Annotated in this window: 3 protein-coding genes; all 3 read right to left on the minus strand. The window is 71.8% G+C overall.

Annotated features, from left to right (window positions below; translation table 11 throughout):
- Positions 1 to 406, minus strand: a 406-nt coding sequence (locus tag AB0L75_RS44365) for a hypothetical protein (protein ID WP_365191962.1), incomplete at its 3' end; no start/stop codon positions are given.
- A 38-nt stretch (positions 407 to 444) separates the two neighbouring features.
- Entirely contained in the window at positions 445 to 630 is a 186-nt protein-coding gene (locus AB0L75_RS44370; protein ID WP_098093749.1) for a hypothetical protein, read from the minus strand.
- A gap of 111 nt (positions 631 to 741) precedes the next feature.
- Complete coding sequence (locus AB0L75_RS44375) at positions 742 to 1,083, minus strand: hypothetical protein (RefSeq protein WP_365191963.1); 342 nt, start codon at positions 1,081 to 1,083, stop codon at positions 742 to 744.
- Between the last annotated feature and the right edge of the window lie 128 nt (positions 1,084 to 1,211).

Below are 1,211 nucleotides of genomic sequence, written 5' to 3' on the forward strand. Positions count from 1 at the left end.
GGGAGAACAGCGCCCAGAACACGCCCCATTCACGCGCCGTCAGGGCAAAGGTGAGCACACCGTTGAGCACGACGCCCACGAAGGCGACCCCCACCAGCTGGGAGAGCGAGCCGGGCAGGACCACGAGGCTCGCCGCGGCCAACAGCACCCAGATGAGTGCGGAGGCGCGCACGCTGAGGGCGAGGGCCAGCACCGGGAGATAGACGCCGCCGGCGACCGCGGCGTGGAGGAGGTCGGTCTCGCCTTCGTAGAAGGTCCGATCGGCGAGGGTGAAGGCGACGGCCAGGACCGCCACGGCCACTCTCACGAGCGCTCCGCCGGGCACGACGGGGTGGAGGAGCCAGTCGACGACGCGCGGACCGGCACCGACGCGTGCGGTCTCCGCCGTTCGTCTGCTGTCCGCCACACCCGGAGTCTAACGGCGGTGCCGCAGGCGACCCCGCGTCAGCACGGGAGCAGCTGGCAGAAGAAGTCACGCACGAACAGCGACTCGACCTCCTGCCCCTTGGACGTGCCTGCCCCGGGGACGACCAGGGGGTTCGACGGCGCGGCGGTGGCGGCCCCGGCGGGCTGCACCAGGAGGGAGGAGGCGACGGCGGCGGCGGCGAGGAGGGCGGAGAGATTCTTCATGGGAGGCGTCCTCTCGGAGGGCGGGAGGCCGGCTGCCTCCTGCTGACGTCTCCATCCTCGGAGCCCAATGCCCGCCGGGCGTTAGACAGAAGTACGAACTCGCGACGAACGTTAGGGCAGACCGGCCGCAGGGAAGCCCACCTGGTCGAGGAGGGACTTCAGGGGCGGCTCCTGCCCCTCACCGGCCGAGACACGGCGCCACTGCGGGTCGGCGTACATCAGCTGGACGTCGTCCGGGACGTCGGACCCGTCCACCTCGACCCGCACGAACACGTCCTCGCCGACCTGGCGGGACTCCATGGTGATGTGCGAGTCCCGGCCGACCTGCATGACGCCCTTCGACTCGGCGTCACCGCCGTCGAGCCGACCGGCGATGTCCCAGCGGACCGACTGCGGGCCCTGACGGCCCGTGGTGTAGGCGGTCTCGAGTCGGACGGTCTCGGCCTCGTCCAACGGCGTCACCCTACCGGCGGCGCAGGGCGAAGGACGCGCCGTGGTGGTTCTGCGGCAGGTGGTCGCCGCGGCCGAAGAGCTTGTGGCGCAGCGTGCCGCCGCGGTTCGTCGACGTGGAGGCGCCGATG

Source organism: Streptomyces sp. NPDC052101 (genome assembly GCF_040680235.1).
Taxonomy (GTDB): domain Bacteria; phylum Actinomycetota; class Actinomycetes; order Streptomycetales; family Streptomycetaceae; genus Streptomyces.

Excerpts from the sequence above, each read along its gene's own strand:
- AB0L75_RS44370 (WP_098093749.1), bottom strand. The coding sequence starts at position 630 with ATGAAGAATCTCTCCGCCCTCCTCGCCGCCGCCGCCGTCGCCTCCTCC.